Source organism: Congregibacter sp. (assembly GCF_965662665.1).
Taxonomy (GTDB): domain Bacteria; phylum Pseudomonadota; class Gammaproteobacteria; order Pseudomonadales; family Halieaceae; genus Congregibacter.
In genome coordinates, this window is the sequence record NZ_CBFIIF010000031.1 from 1 (window position 1) to 18,200 (window position 18,200).

Below are 18,200 nucleotides of genomic sequence, written 5' to 3' on the forward strand. Positions count from 1 at the left end.
GATGACCATGGTGCCGTTAGGGCCAAAGCCCTCATAGCGTGCCAGAGCAAAATCTTCGCCGCCGGTGCCCTTGGCTTTGTCGATGGCCTTATCGATGACGTGGGTGGGTACCTGATCTTTCTTGGCTCGGTCGATGATGCTGCGCAAGGCTAGGTTGCCCGCAGGATCCAGGCCGCCAGACTTTGCCGAAACATAGATTTCTCGAGCGTACTTGCTATACACCCGGGCTTTTTGGTCCGAGGTTTTGGCCATGGACTCTTTTCGGTTTTGGTAGGCTCTACCCATAATCCCTATACGTTCTTTTGGTTGGCTGTCAGCGCAAGATAAAGCTTTCACAGCTTGGTATCCAGAGCTAAGTATTGCAGTGAGCTGCTTCTGCCGTGTTCTCGTTTCTCGTCGAATCTGAGCAGCAGGGCGCCTCTAGGTGTGTCCTACGGGTATTATTCCGTTTGCGAATACAGCCATTCAAGCGCGAGGCTGCTCATCGCGTTAACGCCATGACTGAGGGCTTTGTCGTTTACATAAAAGTACGGAGAGTGATTAGGCGCGCCGCTGTCTTTTCCTTCAGCGGCTACCCCCAGGCCAAAAAACAGGGCCGGGATTTCATTCGCAAAGAACGAAAAATCCTCGGCACCCATAATGGGCTTCACAATGTGGGCGTTTCCATTGGCAGCCGCGCGTTTTAGCACCGGTGCCATTTGCGCTGTGAGCTCTGGATCGTTAGCGGTAACGGGAGTGCCTCCGGGTATTGTGACTTCGGCAGTGGCGCCAAAGCTCTCAGCAGTAAGAGTCGCCGTTCGCTTAATACGTTCGTGAACATCAGCTCGCATCGCCATGTCCAGAGTGCGAATAGTCCCCGTCATAACCACCTGCTCGGGAATGATATTGTTTCGATTGCCACCGTTGATGGACCCGATAGTGACTACCGCTGGCGCGTCGGAGATATCAATTTGTCGACTTACGATGGTTTGCAAATTGTTGACGATTTGCGCGGATACAGCGATAGGGTCGACGCCTCTCCAGGGCATAGAGCCATGGGTCTGCGTGCCTTTTACAATGATCTCGAACTTGTCTGCGGCTGCCATAAAGCCTTCAGGCTTGTACAAAATCATGCCCGCCGACGCTGGCATCACATGAAGACCAAAAATGGCGCCGGTGTCCTGCAAGACACCCTCTGCGACCATAACGTCGGCGCCTCCTTCAGCTTCTTCTGCAGGCTGAAAAATAAACTTGATAGTGCCCGGGATTTCATCGCGCATACCGGCGAGAACTTCGGCTGCCCCTAAAAGAATCGCCATGTGGGCATCATGTCCACAGGCATGCATGACACCGGTCTCTTGCCCGCGCCATTCGGTGGTGACCTTGGACGCAAAGGGTAAACCAGTCTTCTCCGTGACCGGGAGGGCGTCCATGTCTGCTCTGAGTGCAACGGTAGGGCCGGACTTTGAGCCTTTCAATATCCCGATCACGCCTGTTCCCGCTACGCCGGTCTGTACCTCATCAAATCCCAGGGCGGTCAACTCGGCGGCGATTTTCTTAGCGGTGTCGAACTCCTGATTACTGAGTTCTGGATTGCTGTGAAAATGGTGACGCAGTTCAACAACATTGTCGTTAACGCTTAGTGTTCGTTCATCAACGAGCATTTGCCAATCGGCAGCGGTGGCCGACAGAGGCAGTAGTGTGATCAACGACAGCAGAGTTATCGGGCGTAACATAAGAAGGCCTTGTGTAATTCGTGAGCAGAGAATGATGTTTCTTGCGCTGCAATCGAGCTTAGCGCGTTCACGGGGTCAGTGCATTATTATCAGGCTAAGCTGATGTTTCGCTACGTACTTTTATGGCTCCTCGTTTAAGGAAGTCTCAATGACGCAACACACGCTCTATGGTTCGGCGCTTTCTTTGTACACGGGGCGAGCGCGCAGTTATTTGATAAAAGCGGGGATCGCTTACCGCGAGACTACCCCTACAACCGAGCACTACATAAAGATTGTACTTCCCGCGGCGGGCAATCGCCAGGGCATACCTACGCTGGAAACGGCGGAGGGCGAGGTCATTCGTGACGGTGCAGCGATCATCGACCATTTCGAGGCATTAGGTGGCCATTTGTTTTCGCCCCGTGGCCTAAAGCAGAACCTGGTTAGTCGTTTGTTCGACGTGCTGGGAGCCGAGGGTTTATTACGACCGGCAATGCACTATCGCTGGAATTTCGATGATCAAAATCTTGATTTTCTGCGATTTCATTTTCAAACCATGATGCCCAAGGGCATGGAGGAAAAGACCGATAGAGCGATGCAGGCGATGCGGCGAGCGGGGCAGGGCTTTGGTGTGTTACCGGAGTCCGTGCCAGTGGTTGAGTCTTCCTACGAAGCGTTTCTCGATACCTTGGACGCGCACTTTTCCGCTGTGCCCTACCTGCTGGGCAACCGGCCCTGTATTGGTGACTTTGGCATGATCGCACCGCTCTACGCGCATTTAGGTCGTGACCCTAAGCCGCTATCGATGATGCAGGCTCGGGCGCCGCACGTATTTCGATGGGTCGAGCGGATGAACCGTCCCGAGCCTGATATCGGTGAGTTTGAGAACCAGATTGACGATTATCTGCCGGACGACGAGATTCCAGCCACGCTGGTCGCCGTTATGCAATGTATGGCCAGGGACTTCGTGCCAGAAACTCTAGCCGCAGCGACCGTGATCAACGATTGGCTAGCAAAAAGCTTGGAGTTAGCCGATGGCACCACTGCAGAGCGAGGCGTGGGCTTTTGTCAGTTTGATGTAGACGACGTGGCGATTAGTGCACTTGCACAGCCGTATCGGTTCTATTTGCTGGCGCGGGTTCAGGAGCTCTATGAATCGGCAGCAGACTCGGAGCAGTCGGCGCTAATATCCTTGTTAGAGTCAGCCGATATGAGCGCACTCCTGGGCGCGAAACTGACGCGCAAAATCGACCGGGCAGCTAATCTTGAGGTGTGGTCCTAGTATTGCGCCGGTAGTTCAACTCTCGTGTTTAGCTGTCTGACATTAACGGCGACCCTGTCCGCGCTTAAAAGAGTGCTTATAAACGGGTAGGTCAGATCATATCCGGGAGTGTCGACAGCAGCTGGCTTATCGCAGCGTCCAGACGCTCTAGTTTGGCAGCTTTGGATAGATTGAGTTCATCGGCCGAATATACTTCGACAGCGGCTTTCCACAGCGGATTGCCGTCTCCGACTTTTTCTGGAGTGGTCAGCGCTAGTATCAGCATGTCTCGCTCATAGGCTCCACCGCCCAGCATTGGGTACATGCGAGCCAGATCCAGGAGCTGTTTTTGCTCATCCAATAGTTCATCGGACATGTTCCCAATGAGAGCGGCGAGCAACACGTATCGACTGTTTGCGGGCGCTATAAACGTAAATCCCTTATCGCTCAAACTTTGCTGCACGCGCGCGGTAATTTCGACGGTCGCTAAATCTTCGATTTCCGCCGAGAGATCCCCAGCGATGACAAGGTCGTTCAGCCAGCTGACCGTGTCTCCCCGTTGAGGCTTGAATCCCGGCAGTTGGACGCTGATGACGGAATACTCTGGAAGACGCTCTTCGGGTAATGATTGAGATAAACAGCCCGTTAACAAAAACGCGCTAATGATCGTGATCATCGTTACTTTAAAAATGGTATTCAATCTCGCTCCTTCATCTTGAATGAGTAGGCCAGCTCGTCAAACTCCGCGCTTTCAATCGATGTACTGATCTCTTTTTACCTGAAGAATGAACGCGCAATGCCTCTAGCATAAACAAAGCAGCTAAGGCTTTGCCTTTGCTTCGCGCCGAGCTCGTTTCGTCAACGGCTTACCCTCTGCATCAACCGTGCTCTTGGGCTGTTCGCCCTTAGCCGTCTTGGAAGCGCGGCTACGAGTAATCAGCCGCAAAGTCTCGGCATCGCGCAATTGGGTTGCGTTCTTTTCCAGGGTATCCAGCTCTTCAAAGCTGTATAGGTCATTTTTTAACTTTTCTATTCTATTCACAGTGTGCTCGTAGGGGTGGGGCAGAGCCGGATGCTCTTTGGCCGGCAAGTATTACAGGTCGGCGATTGAAAAGCGTGGCATCTCTATAATCCTTTGATGGTAATACAAAAACTGAGTGTATGGCTGTGTCTGCCAGGTGCAGCTAAAGACTCTAATGAACTCTAGCAGAGCCGAAGAGCCACCGTCTGCCCTTTAAAACCAGCGCCAATCTGCGCTACTGACCTGCCCCCCTAGATAGACTCCAGCGTGCGGACCTCAGTCGGAGGTTGGATGTCTCACAGGAGCACTAGGCGTACTCGTGTACCTTCATCAGGCAAGCGTTCCAGCATGATATCTCCGCCGTGTGCGTTCATGATCTGTCGGCTGAGCGACAAACCAATACCGTTGCCGTCCCTACGTGTTGTAAAAAAAGGAATGAAGACATCGTCGATCAGGTCCTCGGGAATTCCCTTGCCGTTATCTGCAACGTCAATGATCGTACGTCCATAGTCCAGACGCGCCGATAGCGATATACGCGGAAGGGGCGTCCCCTGCAGGGCCTCCATGGCATTCTTGATGACGTTGATAAGCACCTGCTCGAGAAGCTGACGGTCCGCGTTCACATTTCGAAGAGACTGGCAAACTGAATGAGATCAACCGTGTTCATGTTACTTTCATACCTGAGTAAACGTTGACGACAAGTTAACGTTTGAGTGCCTGCAGAACTACTCGCCTTGAATAGTATCGCCAAGTTAACTGGCCTGAACAGGCAAAATCTGGCGTTTGAATACTTACAAACGCCATCGCTTTCCTCTGGATATCACTTTCGTGATCTCAGGATCAGTGCGTTTGGAGAGTGGGGTAGAGCAGTCGCCTGAGGTCGCGAGCCGGATTTCACTAGCTTGGAGCGGTTAATTTGCCAATACCATTAACTGTAAGCGTACGGTTTCCGAGCCTTTACGAAGGACAGCTAATCTTGGAAACGCACATCCGAACTGAGGTTAGCGCTCAGACGCCCTGACGAGAGATCACCGACGGCAATACCGTGATCTTTTTCCGGGCTGGCGTGTCACCTTCGAATTCGTAGCTTTTACCGTTAAGGGTGAAGCTAATGTAGACGGCGACGCTGCCGTCTGAGAGATAGCCTAGCCCGGGCAGCTCGCGGGCCGATTCGTAGGTCTCGTGCAGAACACCCTTTTCGTTCAGGCGAGCAGGGAAGCCCGCACTGAGCAGAAATATCACCAGCAGCGAAAGCGATGTGGTGCCCGATCGCCTCATGGATCGGCGGCGCTCACCTAGTGCTTGTGAGTTGAGCTTCACACAACACCCGGATCGACATAGTCACCTTCTCCCAAGCTGTCGGTGTGCATTTCCTGAAAGTCGTCAATCGCTTGCTGTGCATTTTTTGAGTCGGCAAATTTGGCAATGTGGAACAAAGCATCACCCTCATTGACCACCGGATTATTGGTCCTTCCAATGATGATGCCAGTAACGGGCGAGAGCACTTCTGTCTCATTATCCCCAATAGCGTCGGCTACACGACCTATTACCTGGCCGCGTTCCACGCGCGCCCCCAGTGCAGCCTCAATTCTAAGTAGCCCACCCATTGGCGCTCGCTGCCATTGTGAAGATCGCGACTCTATTACTTCGGGGGATACGGTTTGAGTGCGATGGGGGAGCATCTTGAGTTCTCGCATGACGTTTAAAACACCGCGTACGCCGCCTCTTATCGACAGCGCATCAAACCGCAGACCCTCGCCAGCCTCATAGAGCAAGATGGGGAGCCCTTTAGACATGCCATATTCTCGAAGAGATCCATCACGTTGCTTCGAGTCAATGATGATCGGTGCACCGAAAGCTCTCGCTAAGTGAGCGGACTCGGGATGATCTAGGTTGGCCCTAATCTGTGGAAGGTTAGTTCTGTGGTTGGAGCCAGTATGTAGATCAATGCCATGGGTGGCTTTGTCCACCACCTCGGTCGCGAAGAGGTTAGCCAATCTTGCAGCTAAGGACCCATGCTCGCTGCCGGGGAATGAGCGATTGAGATCTCTTCGGTCTGGAAGATACCGAGTGTGGTTGAAGAAACCGTACACATTGACGATGGGTGCACAAATAAGGGTGCCATGGAGACGGTTAAGTGCTTTGGTGTGTCGAATGCGTCGTATGATTTCGATCCCATTAATTTCGTCACCGTGTATCGCACCACTTAAAAGTAGTACGGGTCCATCTTGCTTCCCATGTATTACATGTATGGGAAGCGACATTGGGGTGTAGGGCGATTGTCCAGAGAGTTGCAGTGAGAGTGTTTCTCGATTTCCCGGCTCTACCGCGACGCTTCCGATTTTGAACGGTTGCCGGCGCATCTTATCGGTCATTCCTTATGCGCCCTTCGGATAGAGCAGGCGCTCATCCTGGTCGCCGCAGCAGTACGAAAGCGACGGATCAACAATAAATCGCCGGTTCAGGGATTGTCTGCCGATCAACATTCTGAAACCCATCTGGTCGCGATTGGTCAGTGTAACTTCAGCTTCGAAGTGATGAGGCCCAATTCTCAGCGTGGTAAGGACTACCGGTCGATTCTCGGTTTTTCCATTTGAGCTCGTAACGGCTCGCATGTCCAAACACCGCGCTTCGCAGACAATCACTGGCTGCTTGCGCCTCTGCACGGGGTGCACCGAAAACTTTATCCAGTCATCCCCCTTGTCGCTTGCGCAAATGTTGAACGCATGGAGTGCGGACGTTTTGGCGCCGGTGTCGATTTTCGCGAGGATGCCCGGGAGCTGTAAGTCTGGAAACGCGCACCATTCGCGCCAGCCAATAATGGATTTGGGTTGCTTGATGGTTTTTGCCACGTTAGTCCTCGAGGCGAAAAATGTAAAAGTGCCTGATGGTAACAGCAAAGCGGCAATGTGACCCCCGCCCGTCGTAGTGTTAGTCACACAGACAGGGTAATGTGATGAGGTGAGGCGTTTTCGCAGAAAAACGCACAAAGCCCCGGCTCTGGAAACCAACTCTAACGAGAGTAAACATGAAGCTTGCGATCTTATCTTGCAGCCCCAACGCTTACAGTACACGTCGATTGAAAGAAGCGGCGGAACAACGTGATCACAAAGTGAAAGTTCTAAACACTTTGAAGTTTTCCATTGATCTTGATGAAGGGGCTCCGGATCTTTACTACCGACAAAAGCAGCTGAGTGACTATGACGCAGTGATCCCGCGTATTGGTGCCTCGATTACTTATTACGGGACTGCCGTCGTAAGGCAATTTCAGGAAATGAACGTGTATTGCGCAAATACATCCCACGGTATTCTGAACTCTCGAGATAAGCTGCGCAGCCTCCAAATCCTCAGCCGGCACCATATCGGTATTCCTCGAACTACTTTTGTGCGTGACAAGAAGGACGTATTACCAGCCATCCAGCGAGTTGGCGGCGCGCCTGTAGTCATAAAGTTGATTGAGGGTACCCAGGGTATTGGCGTTCTGCTCGCAGACACAGTCAAACAAGCTGAGTCGATCATTGAGCTTCTTCAAAGTCAGAAACAAAATGTGTTGATTCAAAAGTTTGTCGCGGAGAGCAAAGGAAAGGACATTCGGGCGTTTGTCGTTGGTGATCGGGTGGTTGCCGCCATGCGACGGGTGGCTCAAGGCCAAGAGTTCCGAAGTAACGTTCACCGCGGCGGAATTGCTGAGCCAGTCGAGCTTGACGAGCGATACATCGAGACAGCGGTACGCTGTACCCAGATCATGGGTTTGACGGTGGCGGGTGTCGATATGCTTGAAGGTAAAGACGGGCCTCAGGTCATGGAAATCAACTCCTCTCCCGGACTAGAAGGCATTGAAGCCGCCACCGAGTTAGATGTGGCTGGAGCGGTGATTGACTACATGGCTGCGCAGGTGGATTTCCCTGAGATCGATGTGCGCCAGCGTCTGACTGTTAGTAAAGGCTTTGGTGTTACCGAGATCTACGTACCTGAGGGGTCGGAGTTCGTCGGGCAGTCCATAACGGATACGAAGCTGGAGGATAAAAGCATCAATGTTTTAACGCTTTATCGCGACGGCAAAGCAATTCCGAATCCTCGCAGAGATCGAGTGCTTGAGGCAGAGGACAAGCTGCTGTGCTTTGGCAAGCTTCAGGAGATGCGGGGGATGATCCCAACTAAAACCCGCAGGAAACGCCGCCCTGTCGTACAAGACCTTCCTACGCCGGAAGCTGACGATGCCGAGCAGGCAGAATAACGTTAAGCACACCCTTACATAAGTGGTCAGCAGGCTAATCCATAGAGCGTTTCTGATCACCCAATAAAAAAGGGCTGCATCTTTGCAACCCTTTGATATATGGGTGTGTAATCCCCCCAATAAATAATCGAGATTGAGGGTGCGGCGGAAATCTTGGACTACTTTGGAGGTGGTTCATGTATTCCCATTCTGATCGTTTAAAAGCGGTTGAGACTTACATTCAGTGCGGCAAGAGCGCAGCAGTAACCGTTCGAATTCTCGGATATCCCTGCAAGAAGCAGCTAAAGCGCTGGTATGAGAGTTACGTAGATTTCGACCAGATCGTTCCTAGAAAAAAGCGCAAGCCAAAATACAATGCGGCGGAACGTCGAGTGGCTATCGAACATTATTTCCGTACGGGCAAATGCATCGCTCGAACGGTAAGGGAGCTTGGCTATCCGAGTCAGCAGTGGCTGCGCGCGTGGGTAAACGGCGATCTTCCAGGCGCAACAACAAATCTAAGTAAATTGGCGCCTGTGCCAGCTCACGTGGATGCGGAGAGGAAACGCGCTGTCATTGAGCTATGCACCCGTCAAGACTCTGCCGCCGTTATCGCCGAGAAGTTCGGTGTTTCCCGCCAAGCGCTGTATAAATGGCGCAATAAACTAATCGATGCGGAAACGGGAAACACTATGAAGCGACGACGCGATCGGGCGAGCGATGAGGACCGCGATGGGCTGAGGGCAGAAGTAGACGTCCTCGAGCAACGCGTTCATGAGCTACAGCTTGAGCACGACATACTCATCAAGGCAAACGAACTCATAAAAAAAGAAGAGGGCGTCAATCCACGGACCCTGAGCAATCGGGAGAAGACTCTGTTGGTTGACGCCCTGAAAGACATCTACAACCTCGCTGAGCTGCTCACGTCACTCGAGCTGCCTCGGAGCTCGTATTATCACAACCGGAAAGCCCTAAAGCGTCCCGACAAATATGCAGATGTGCGAGGTGAGATGGTCGTTATCTTTGAACGCAATTACCGATGCTATGGCTATCGCCGCATTGGCGAATGCCTACGGCGCGGCGGCTTGCAACTCTCTGAAAAGGTTGTTCGCCGACTGATGGCTGAAGAAGGTCTGGTGGTCGGCAGCACACGGCGTAATCGTTTCAAGACCTATCGCGGTGAATTGAGCCCGGCACCAGAGAACATTACTGATCGTGACTTTAAATCGTCTTTGCCTAACGAGAAGTGGCTGACGGACTTGAGCGAGTTTGGAATTCCGGCCGGCAAGATCTATCTCTCCCAAATAATCGATTGCTTCGACGGTTTAGTTGTCAGTTGGTCGATCAGTCAGACACCCAATGCGGATCTAGTGAACGCCATGCTTGATGAGGCAATCATTACTCTTGCGCCTGGTGAAACGCCGACAGTACATTCGGATCGGGGTAGCCACTACCGCTGGCCAGGCTGGATTCGACGCATTGAGAAAGCAAATCTGAGGCGCTCTATGTCCCGAAAAGGTTGCACGCCCGACAATGCCGCTTGCGAGGCATTCTTTGGCCGACTGAAAACCGAGTTCTTCTACTCTAGGCGATGGACCGGTGTCACGATACCGATGTTTATTGCCGAACTTGATAGTTATATCCGTTGGTACAACGAATCTCGAATTAAGATGTCTCTGGGCGGTAAGAGCCCCGTCGAGTATCGTCAAGGCTTAGAGATTGCAGCGTAAATGCTGTCCAAGAAAAGCGCCGCACCCTCAATCTCGATTATTTATTGGGGGGATTACAACTGGTCATACTTGAATTGCCCCCAACTGATCAAACAAGCGACCCAATTCCTTGAGGCGGATGGGTTTGGAAAGCACCGCCGTGGGCTCCAGCCCTTCCTGCCCTGGATCGGAACCGGTTTGCCCGGTCATCAGAACGAAAGGAATGGACGAGCCAAGGTCGTTTCGAAGATAGGCCAGCAGAGACCTGCCATCACCACCAGGCATCCGAATATCCGAGAGAACCAACTGTATTGTAGGGTTCCTGACGAGTCTGTGGATCGCACACTGCCTGTTGCAGGCAGTTTCGACGTGGCGACCCGTCGAGCGAAGAAAGTCACTGATCTATGCGACAATTTCCGGCTCATCGTCTACTACAAGAATGCGGTCAATCATGATGATCTGCTCTCCTGAGCATTACTGACTGCCCTCACGTTTACGCTAATACAGCCAGATGGTCACTGCACTGACCCACATCATTACAATGAATTTACATTTGGCCACCCGAGGGCAAACCCACACCTCATGCGACACTTCTGCTGCTTCAGCCTAAAAGCAAAGCGCCGGCGGCGGCCTTGAGCAGCCGGCGAACTTCCAACTCCCTGGCAACTTGTTCGGCAAAGCGCTCAAGAATCCGTCGCCCCTTGGGACCCAGTGACTTCCGAGCCTCCATATCTATCAGGCAAAGCGAGCCAATCGCCTGGTGGGCAGAGAATATGGGCGCTCCACAGTAGTAACGTATTCCCGGAGCCTGCGTTACCAGTGGATTAGCGTGAAACCTTGGATCGATAGCAGCGTCGGTAACCTCAAAGAATTCGCCGCTGGCAACGGTATAATTACAAAACGCGACGTCCCGATCGGTCTCGCAGACATCAAGACCCACCACGCTCTTAAACCATTGCCTCTCTTTGTCGATCAGGGAAATGACCGTTACGGGCACGCCAAAAATATCCTGCAGGTTTTCGGTAATGCTGTCGAAAGATGGTTCCGGCCCAGTATCTAGTATATGTAGATCGTGCAGGGCGCCCAGGCGACCTCCTTCATCATTGCACAAGGGATATTTCATTCGTAACGTCCTTTTCAGACTGTAGATTAAGCCCCTTGATCACCCGATCGATCATGTCAGGTCGATGGAAAAAGAACCCTTGAAACGTCGTAAAGCCAAGTCGTTGCAGTGACATCAGTTGTTCCTCAGTCTCCAAGCCCTCGACCACGTGAGACTTACCAAGAGTAGTGATCATATCGGCCAGCAAGCCTAATACCTGAGCCTTCTTTGCACGCACAGCCACGTCTTTTACCAGCGCCCTGTCAATCTTCACAATGTCGAAGTCGTAATCAGTGAACAACGACATCCCGTTGAATCCTGCCCCGAAATCATCCAGCGCGATCTGCACGCTGTGTTCTCTTAGCCGCCTGAAAACGGGGTGCACTCTGTCCACCGAAGGCATGGGGTTCATTTCCGTAAACTCGAACACCAGGGGTAATCTGTTTCTCTCTATCAGCGAATACAGATGATGCGTGTACCGCTCTTCGAGAAAGATTTGATTATCGACGTTGATGCAAACGGGCACCCCAAGTGCAGCGTGCACTTCCCTGGCGATCTGAACATGCCACTTCACCAGATCGAGATGTGCCTCCACCGGCAGCTTCTGAAAGAACGCCTCCAGATCGGGGATATCACCGCCCCCGACTGGCCTGGACAGCAACTCCACCTTGTCCACTCTGCGGGTAGTGGCATTCACAATTTGCTGGCCATAGCACGCGAGCTTCACACCATTTGCCCACCGATAGGGCCGGGTCAATCCACCAAAACCCATAAAAATCACCTGTCTGCCTGATGAACATGAGATGCTGCTTGCGGCCGGTCGCAAAGAATTTCTATTTATATTTATCTTAAAACACCAATAAACACAAGGGATTACAACATGGAATACCTTGAAAAAATGTGGTTGGAATACGCCATCATGGTGATCAACTTCGCAGTTGCGTTGATCATTCTCGTAGCGTTCTACATCGCAGCAGCCGTCGGCAGGGCACTGGTACGCCGGCTGCTCGCACGTACCGGCCTCGACAACAACTGGTGACCACCGAAGGCCTCAGCGAGGACTTTCCCGTCGAGAAACTGGCTTCGGGCACGGTCTTCTGGCTGATACTGGTGTATGGCTTTCTCACTTTCCTGGACAAGCTGAATCTGGAAACCGTTGCCCAGCCGGTAAACTCGTTCCTCAGGGGAATTTTTGCCTATCTCCCGAAACTGGGCGCCGCACTGGGCTTCATCATCCTGGCTTGGGTGCTTGCGCGTCTTGCCAAACTGGGGATAGGCGGTGTCGTGGGCGTCATTGTAGGCACCCACATTGCTGACCAGACCTATGTGATAGTCCGTGGCGAGGGGGAGAAGGCATAGCCCGAATCTGGCTAATAAATAGCCAATTTGCCCCTATAGTCGATGCCCAATTCAGAAACTCTGACAAGGGCTCTGACAGAGAGGCTGTCAGGGGCGCAATAAAAAAGGGCTGCATCGCTGCAACCCTTTGATATATGGGTGTTTTACACCCTAAATATGGCTCCGCCTGCTGGGCTCGAACCAGCGACCCAATGATTAACAGTCATTTGCTCTACCAACTGAGCTAAGGCGGACTAACACTCTCCTTTCGAAGAGGGGCGCGATTCTAATCACCCTCCGCTTCGGAATCAACACCAATTATACTATTGGGCTTTTCGTCATAAGCACCTGCCATGAGCAAGCCCTTCAAAGTTAACTCCCCGTTCCAGCCTGCGGGTGATCAACCGACTGCTATCAAGTCTCTCGTCGAAGGAATACACGCGGGCCTGGCGGCCCAAACGTTGTTGGGGGTAACGGGTTCAGGTAAGACCTTTACCATGGCGCACGTCATAGAGCAGCTGCAGCGCCCAACCATTGTGATGGCTCATAACAAGACGCTCGCGGCGCAGCTTTATGGCGAGTTTAAGGAGTTCTTTCCCGATAATGCGGTGGAGTACTTCGTGTCTTATTACGACTACTACCAGCCGGAGGCCTACGTCCCTTCCTCCGACACGTTTATCGAGAAGGACGCCTCGGTTAACGAGCACATCGAGCAAATGCGCTTGTCCGCGACCAAGGCATTGCTGGAGCGTAAGGATTGTATCGTGGTGGCCACGGTATCCGCCATTTACGGATTGGGTGACCCCAAGTCTTACTTCAAGATGGTGATGCATATTTCTCGCGGAGAAATCATCGACCAAAGAGAGGTGCTGCGGCACCTCGCGGAGCTTCAATACCAACGCAATGATATAGATTTTTCCCGGGGTACCTACCGGGTTCGTGGTGATGTGATAGACGTCTTCCCCGCAGAGGCCGAAGCCGAAGCCATACGCATCGAGCTGTTTGATGAGGAGGTAGAAAACATAAGCCTCTTCGACCCGCTTACCGGCGTCATCATTGCAAAAGTCCCTCGGGTGACAATTTATCCCAAAACGCACTACGTGACTTCCCGAGACATCATGCTCAATGCCATCGAGCATATTGAGGTTGAGCTTGACGAGCGTGTGAAGCAGCTCAAGTCTGTCGAAAAGCTGGTAGAGGCCCAGCGACTGTCGCAACGAACCCGCTACGACATCGAGATGATCCGTGAGCTCGGCTATTGCCAGGGCGTGGAGAACTACTCTCGTTATCTCTCGGGGCGAGGGCCGGGTGAGGCGCCCCCGACGCTTTATGAGTATTTGCCAGACGATGCTCTGGTCATTATCGACGAGTCTCATGCGAGTATTCCGCAGATCGGGGCCATGTACAAAGGCGATAGATCTCGCAAGGAAACGCTTGTGGAGTACGGTTTTAGATTGCCTTCCGCCTTGGATAACCGACCCTTGCGATTTGAGGAATGGGAAAATCTACTACCGCAGGCGGTGTTTGTGTCGGCGACGCCCGGCCCTTATGAGGCAGCCCATGCGGGGCAGGTGGTTGAGCAGGTCGTAAGGCCCACAGGTCTCACGGACCCCGAAATAGAAATCCGTCCTGCGACTACTCAGGTGGATGATCTCCTTGGAGAGATTCACAAGGCGGTAGACATGGGCGATCGCGTACTGGTGACCACGCTGACCAAGCGCATGTCGGAAGACCTAACGGAGTATCTGTCTGAGCACGATGTGCGTGTGCGCTACCTGCACTCGGATATCGATACCGTAGAGCGCGTCGAGATTATCCGTGATCTTCGCCTGGGTAAGTTTGACGTGCTTGTGGGTATCAACCTGCTTCGCGAGGGCCTGGACATGCCCGAGGTTGCTTTGGTCGCGATTCTCGATGCGGACAAGGAGGGCTTTTTGCGCTCGGATCGCTCGCTAATCCAGACCATAGGGCGGGGGGCGCGTAACCTTCGGGGCAGGGCGATCCTCTACGCCGACAAAGTGACAGGCTCCATGCAGCGCGCCATCGATGAGACTGATCGTCGTCGCCGTAAGCAAGTGGAGTTCAATGAGGCAAACAACGTGACGCCCGTAGGCGTTACCAAGAGTGTTCAGGACATTATGGAGGGCGCCCGTCGCATGCCCACCAAGGCAAAGGCCAAGGGACAGAAAGTGGCGGAAGAGACCCTGGCCTATGGGCAGGAGCTGCTCAAGCTATCGCCCGCGGCCTTATCGCGGCGTCTCGATAAAATGGAAGCGCAAATGCATAAGCACGCCAAGAATCTGGAGTTTGAGCAGGCCGCAGCACTCCGTGATCAACTCACGGAGATTAAGCAGCAGGCCTTTATGAGCTGAGTCAGCGCTAGCAGGTTTTAGCTAACTGCTAGCGGATCACCAGCACTCGGTTCGTGACCGGGTAGACCCACTCCACACCGCGTTCTGTCACAACGGCATCATCTTCCAGAGGAACGCGCAGCTTTTTGTTCCCCCACTCCGGAATAGCCGTGTAGGCAAACAACTCGATAGAGAACAGATTGCTGGGGTGAATCATGTACTTCATGCGCTCGGGGTTGAACCAGGCGATGGAGGGGCCAATACCATGACCCAGATTGCCTACGCTATGACAGCCAATGATTACGTCCACCACACCAGGATCGTCCGTAGGTTGATTGAACTTCTCCATGACCGTAAAGCCCGCCGCATTGATCTTTTCATTCATTAAGTCGTAGGTCTCGCCTGCCGTGCGTCCCGCTTTGATGTTCGCCTTGAGGATGTCCCGTACTTTGCGCCCGTTATCAAAGGCCTTTTGAATACTTGCGGGGACTTCGGTTTCACCCTCTTTGAGCACGTAGGCCTGGCGCTTCATGTCGGTGTAAAAGTTGAGATAGCCGACGCCCCAGTCGATGGCGAGAAAATCTCCCCGTTGGATGACGTGATCGTCAGAGAGCGCAACAAAGCCATCGGGTCCGGTGATGTACACCGAGGGCATGCCAAAAGACGTGCCTAAGTTGTTCGCAAACTGCTGCTCGCGCATCCACCAAGCCACGTCGGCAAGGGTGGTGACTCCTGGGGTGATGACCTCATTGGAGAAAGCGGTCTCTGCGATCTTGCGAGACATTTCACCCGCGCGGGCGAAGGCGGCGATCTCTGTTGCCACTCGGCGGGACCGAAAGTCCGAAGCAAGCTTTTCGGCAGACACAAAGCGTTCGCTGTACTTCTTGCCGAGAGTGCTTTGTAAATGTCGATAGCCGGTAAGGGTAAGCCCATCAGCGCCACCGATGTGCTCGGCGTAGTTAAGCGCGATAGTCTTTGGGTCTCGCTCTGCGACAAAGGCTGCAAGGTCGAACTCCCCTTCGGTGGTGTAATCATAAGCGCCATTCTCTTCGATGAGATGAGTGCCGATACCCAGGGCAACGCGTTCGACACGACCTTTGCCAAAGTCTTCTTCGCGATAGGTAAATATATAGTAGCCCCAGCCACCCACGTAGCCCTTACCAAAGTCTTCCGTCAGGGGGTCGTCATAACCCTCGCGATTCACGGTAATCCACATTTCTACGCCGTTTTCCCGCATAACCTCGGGCAGCACCAAATCAAACTTCTCTTTGCGTATCTGGTTCATCATTTCCCAGCGATGCTGGGCTTCGCCTTCACTGGAGGCGGACAGGCTTGTCAGTACTAGGACAGCTGTTAGCAGGAGTTGGAAAACGTAAATCATGAGCAGGATCCATGTCGAATTGGCTAAGAAGAAACTTTAGCAGCTGCCGAGCGGTACTTCTTCTCTTTAAAACGTTTTGGCTCTAGGGCAGAATGCGCGCCCCGCGGTGAGGTTCGGTCCTCACCGAAATCATGTGGCCTTTCGTGGGGGCCACCACTGAAGGAGACGCACTAGATGCCAACCATTACATTGCCTGATGGCAGCCAACGAATATTCGATCACGCCGTTACCGTAGCCGACGTTGCTGCGGATATAGGCCCTGGCCTCGCGAAAGCCGCCTTAGCAGGTGTTGTTGATGGCCGAGAGGTCGATACAAGTTTCAGTATTGACGCCGACTCTGCTCTCGCCATTGTGACCGAGCGTGATGATGCGGGCGTGGAAATCATTCGCCACTCCACAGCGCACCTTCTGGCGATGGCTGTGCAGAGCCTTTACCCGGGCACCCAGGTTACGATCGGCCCGGTAATCGAAGACGGTTTTTACTACGATTTTGCAGGTGAGCATCAGTTCACCCCGGACGACCTGCCTAAGATCGAGGCCCGTATGGCTGAAATCGTAGGTGAGGATCTGTCCGTAGAGCGGATCGTTATGGATCGTGACGCGGCGGCCGCTGAATTCGAAAAGATGGGCGAGAGCTACAAAGTCGAAATCATTCGAGATCTACCCGAGGGCGAAGAGATTTCTCTGTATCGTCAGGGCGATTGGATAGACCTTTGTCGCGGCCCCCATGTTCCAAGCACGGGCAAGCTGGGAGCGTTCAAACTGACCAAGCTCGCTGGTGCTTACTGGCGTGGTGATTCCAACAACGAGATGCTGCAGCGCGTCTACGGCACCGCATGGGCCAATAAAAAGCAGCTCAAGCAGTATCTGCGTCGCATCGAAGAGGCCGAGAAGCGCGACCACCGCAAGATCGGCAAGAAGCTGGACTTGTTCCACACCCAGGAAGAAGCACCGGGTATGGTTTTTTGGCATCCAGACGGCTGGACCATTTACCAGGTGATCGAGCAGTACATGCGCGAGCAGCAACGCGCGAACGGCTATCAGGAGATCAAAACGCCGCAGTTAGTTGACATGACGCTTTGGGAGAAGTCCGGTCACGCCGACAAGTTCGGCGATGATATGTTTACGCTCAAGTCCGACGAGCGTGACGTTGCCGTAAAGCCGATGAACTGCCCCTGTCACGTACAGGTGTTTAATCAGGGGCTTCGTTCCTACCGCGACTTGCCTCTGCGCCTGGCCGAATTTGGCAGCTGTCACCGTAATGAGCCGTCTGGTTCCCTCCACGGGATCATGCGTGTGCGCGGTTTCACCCAGGATGACGGTCATATTTTTTGCACGGAAGAGCAGATTCAACCCGAAGTATCGACCTTCATTGATTTTCTTCATGCCGTTTACAAGGATTTTGGCTTCGACGAAGTCATTTATCGCCTGTCGACTCGCCCTGCCCAACGCGTAGGAACTGACGAAGATTGGGACCGTGCCGAGAAAGCCTTGGCCGACGCTCTGGACGCGCAAGGTCTGGACTGGCAGGAGCTGCCGGGTGAGGGCGCCTTTTATGGTCCCAAGATTGAGTTTTCCCTGAAAGACTGCATCGGTCGGGTCTGGCAGATGGGTACCGTGCAGGTGGATTTTTCCATGCCCGGTCGTCTTGATGCCCAGTACGTGGCAGAGGATGGTTCTCGCAAAACACCGGTGATGTTGCACCGCGCGGTACTCGGTTCTTTCGAGCGATTCATCGGAATTCTCATCGAAAACTTCGAAGGCGCGTTTCCCGTTTGGCTGGCCCCAAAACAGGCCGTAGTCATGAATATCACCGAAAAGCAGGACGATTACGTCCGATTTGTGGAAGATTCCTTAAAAAACAAGGGTTTTCGGGTTTTTTCGGACTTGAGAAACGAGAAAATCGGCTTTAAAATCCGCGAGCACACAATCCAGCGCATTCCCTACCTCGTCGTGGTGGGTGAAAAAGAAGTCGAAGCGAAGACGGTGGCCGTGCGGTCACGTAGTGGTGAGGACCTCGGAACGATGTCCATTGAGGCATTCGCAGAGGTACTTGACCGTGACGTGGCGCAACATGGCCGCATTGCTGTCGGCGACAGTCAGGAATCCTAGTTTAAAAACCGGGCT

The 18,200-nt window shown here is 53.1% G+C and carries 19 protein-coding genes, 1 tRNA gene and 2 pseudogenes; 9 read left to right on the top strand and 13 right to left on the bottom strand.

Annotated elements, in window-relative coordinates:
- A pseudogene (locus tag ACTG39_RS11575) lies at nucleotides 1-285 on the bottom strand (YebC/PmpR family DNA-binding transcriptional regulator); the annotation flags it as partial.
- Nucleotides 286-440: 155 nt separating this feature from the next.
- Complete coding sequence (locus ACTG39_RS11580; protein ID WP_439107722.1) at nucleotides 441-1,715, bottom strand: amidohydrolase; 1,275 nt, start codon at nucleotides 1,713-1,715, stop codon at nucleotides 441-443.
- Between the two features lie 148 nt (nucleotides 1,716-1,863).
- On the opposite strand from ACTG39_RS11580, the gene ACTG39_RS11585 reads away from it, so the two are divergent.
- Entirely contained in the window at nucleotides 1,864-2,976 is a 1,113-nt protein-coding gene (locus tag ACTG39_RS11585) for a glutathione S-transferase family protein (protein WP_439107723.1), read from the top strand.
- 91 nt (nucleotides 2,977-3,067) lie between these two features.
- Here the strand turns inward: ACTG39_RS11585 and ACTG39_RS11590 are convergent, their stop codons facing one another.
- The 6 genes from ACTG39_RS11590 to ACTG39_RS11615 form a co-directional block, all read right to left on the bottom strand.
- Complete coding sequence (locus tag ACTG39_RS11590; protein ID WP_439107724.1) at nucleotides 3,068-3,655, bottom strand: hypothetical protein; 588 nt, start codon at nucleotides 3,653-3,655, stop codon at nucleotides 3,068-3,070.
- A 120-nt stretch (nucleotides 3,656-3,775) separates the two neighbouring features.
- Nucleotides 3,776-3,997: a hypothetical protein gene (locus tag ACTG39_RS11595; RefSeq protein WP_439107725.1), complete on the bottom strand. Its 222-nt coding sequence runs from the start codon at nucleotides 3,995-3,997 to the stop codon at nucleotides 3,776-3,778.
- A gap of 275 nt (nucleotides 3,998-4,272) precedes the next feature.
- Nucleotides 4,273-4,599, bottom strand: a complete 327-nt coding sequence (locus ACTG39_RS11600) for a sensor histidine kinase (protein WP_439107726.1) — start codon at nucleotides 4,597-4,599, stop codon at nucleotides 4,273-4,275.
- Nucleotides 4,600-4,984: 385 nt separating this feature from the next.
- The gene (locus ACTG39_RS11605) at nucleotides 4,985-5,254 is read right to left on the bottom strand and encodes a hypothetical protein (RefSeq protein WP_439107727.1); all 270 of its coding nucleotides are present in this window, start codon (nucleotides 5,252-5,254) and stop codon (nucleotides 4,985-4,987) included.
- Nucleotides 5,255-5,292: 38 nt separating this feature from the next.
- Nucleotides 5,293-6,351 (bottom strand): succinylglutamate desuccinylase/aspartoacylase family protein, encoded by a 1,059-nt coding sequence (locus tag ACTG39_RS11610; protein ID WP_439107728.1) that lies wholly within the window; start codon nucleotides 6,349-6,351, stop codon nucleotides 5,293-5,295.
- 3 nt (nucleotides 6,352-6,354) lie between these two features.
- Nucleotides 6,355-6,828 (bottom strand): ATP-dependent zinc protease family protein, encoded by a 474-nt coding sequence (locus ACTG39_RS11615; protein WP_439107729.1) that lies wholly within the window; start codon nucleotides 6,826-6,828, stop codon nucleotides 6,355-6,357.
- A 176-nt stretch (nucleotides 6,829-7,004) separates the two neighbouring features.
- Between ACTG39_RS11615 and ACTG39_RS11620 the strand changes: the two are divergent.
- The 3 genes and pseudogenes from ACTG39_RS11620 to ACTG39_RS11630 all read left to right on the top strand — a co-directional run.
- A pseudogene (locus tag ACTG39_RS11620) lies at nucleotides 7,005-7,928 on the top strand (ATP-grasp domain-containing protein); the annotation flags it as partial.
- A 9-nt stretch (nucleotides 7,929-7,937) separates the two neighbouring features.
- A complete protein-coding gene (locus ACTG39_RS11625) occupies nucleotides 7,938-8,213 on the top strand; it encodes a cation:proton antiporter regulatory subunit (RefSeq protein ID WP_439107756.1) in 276 nt (91 codons plus the stop codon).
- Nucleotides 8,214-8,389: 176 nt separating this feature from the next.
- On the top strand, nucleotides 8,390-9,922 hold the full coding sequence (locus ACTG39_RS11630; RefSeq protein ID WP_439107730.1) for an IS3 family transposase: 1,533 nt from the start codon (nucleotides 8,390-8,392) through the stop codon (nucleotides 9,920-9,922).
- Nucleotides 9,923-9,985: 63 nt separating this feature from the next.
- On the opposite strand, the gene ACTG39_RS11635 is transcribed toward ACTG39_RS11630, so the two are convergent.
- A complete protein-coding gene (locus ACTG39_RS11635) occupies nucleotides 9,986-10,240 on the bottom strand; it encodes a response regulator (RefSeq protein ID WP_439107757.1) in 255 nt (84 codons plus the stop codon).
- Here ACTG39_RS11635 and ACTG39_RS11640 point away from each other — a divergent pair.
- Entirely contained in the window at nucleotides 10,235-10,372 is a 138-nt protein-coding gene (locus tag ACTG39_RS11640) for a hypothetical protein (protein WP_439107731.1), read from the top strand. The genes ACTG39_RS11635 and ACTG39_RS11640 overlap by 6 nt on opposite strands.
- A gap of 130 nt (nucleotides 10,373-10,502) precedes the next feature.
- Here the strand turns inward: ACTG39_RS11640 and ACTG39_RS11645 are convergent, their stop codons facing one another.
- Complete coding sequence (locus tag ACTG39_RS11645) at nucleotides 10,503-11,024, bottom strand: GAF domain-containing protein (RefSeq protein WP_439107733.1); 522 nt, start codon at nucleotides 11,022-11,024, stop codon at nucleotides 10,503-10,505.
- Entirely contained in the window at nucleotides 11,002-11,775 is a 774-nt protein-coding gene (locus tag ACTG39_RS11650) for an EAL domain-containing protein (RefSeq protein ID WP_439107734.1), read from the bottom strand. Before ACTG39_RS11650 ends, ACTG39_RS11645 begins: the two co-directional genes overlap by 23 nt.
- Nucleotides 11,776-11,883: 108 nt before the next feature.
- Here ACTG39_RS11650 and ACTG39_RS11655 point away from each other — a divergent pair, with 108 nt between their 5' ends.
- Both ACTG39_RS11655 and ACTG39_RS11660 read left to right on the top strand, forming a co-directional pair.
- Complete coding sequence (locus ACTG39_RS11655; protein ID WP_439107735.1) at nucleotides 11,884-12,042, top strand: mechanosensitive ion channel family protein; 159 nt, start codon at nucleotides 11,884-11,886, stop codon at nucleotides 12,040-12,042.
- A complete protein-coding gene (locus ACTG39_RS11660; RefSeq protein WP_439107736.1) occupies nucleotides 12,039-12,362 on the top strand; it encodes a mechanosensitive ion channel family protein in 324 nt (107 codons plus the stop codon). Before ACTG39_RS11655 ends, ACTG39_RS11660 begins: the two co-directional genes overlap by 4 nt.
- Before the next feature lie 157 nt (nucleotides 12,363-12,519).
- On the opposite strand, the gene ACTG39_RS11665 is transcribed toward ACTG39_RS11660, so the two are convergent.
- Nucleotides 12,520-12,595 (bottom strand) — tRNA-Asn (locus tag ACTG39_RS11665).
- A gap of 99 nt (nucleotides 12,596-12,694) precedes the next feature.
- On the opposite strand from ACTG39_RS11665, the gene uvrB reads away from it, so the two are divergent.
- Nucleotides 12,695-14,713, top strand: coding sequence for an excinuclease ABC subunit UvrB (uvrB, locus tag ACTG39_RS11670; protein ID WP_439107737.1), 2,019 nt, complete (start codon nucleotides 12,695-12,697; stop codon nucleotides 14,711-14,713).
- A gap of 28 nt (nucleotides 14,714-14,741) precedes the next feature.
- Here the strand turns inward: uvrB and ACTG39_RS11675 are convergent, their stop codons facing one another.
- Nucleotides 14,742-16,073, bottom strand: a complete 1,332-nt coding sequence (locus tag ACTG39_RS11675) for a M24 family metallopeptidase (protein ID WP_439107738.1) — start codon at nucleotides 16,071-16,073, stop codon at nucleotides 14,742-14,744.
- A 174-nt stretch (nucleotides 16,074-16,247) separates the two neighbouring features.
- On the opposite strand from ACTG39_RS11675, the gene thrS reads away from it, so the two are divergent.
- A complete protein-coding gene (gene thrS / locus ACTG39_RS11680) occupies nucleotides 16,248-18,185 on the top strand; it encodes a threonine--tRNA ligase (protein ID WP_439107739.1) in 1,938 nt (645 codons plus the stop codon).
- Nucleotides 18,186-18,200 lie beyond the last annotated feature (15 nt).